The organism is Roseateles sp. AC306, from assembly GCF_979253795.1.
The window spans coordinates 1-259 of sequence record NZ_CEEDEB010000096.1 but is presented as its reverse complement, the minus strand read 5'-3'; the positions used below and the strand labels follow the sequence as shown (position 1 = coordinate 259).

1 protein-coding gene is annotated in these 259 nt (G+C 69.9%); it reads left to right on the top strand.

What is annotated here, in order from left to right:
* On the top strand, positions 1 to 259 hold a 259-nt coding region (locus AC0IZJ_RS28535), incomplete at both ends, for an oligosaccharide flippase family protein (RefSeq protein ID WP_471855637.1).

Below are 259 nucleotides of genomic sequence, written 5' to 3'. Positions count from 1 at the left end.
AATGAGCACCAGCGTGCGTGGCGCGCTGCTGTTCTCCTTCGCCGAGCGCTACGCCCTCAGTGCCCTCGGGCGGGCCAGCAATCTGATGATTGCCCGCCTGCTCACGCCGGCCGAGATCGGCGTGTATTCGGTGAGCCTGGCGGTCATGCGCATCGCGCAGGTCCTGCGCGACTTCGGCGTCGCCAGCTACCTGCTCCAGGAGCCCGAACTCGCCGACGCCCGCATCCGCACGGCCTTGGGCGTCACGCTGGCGCTGGGG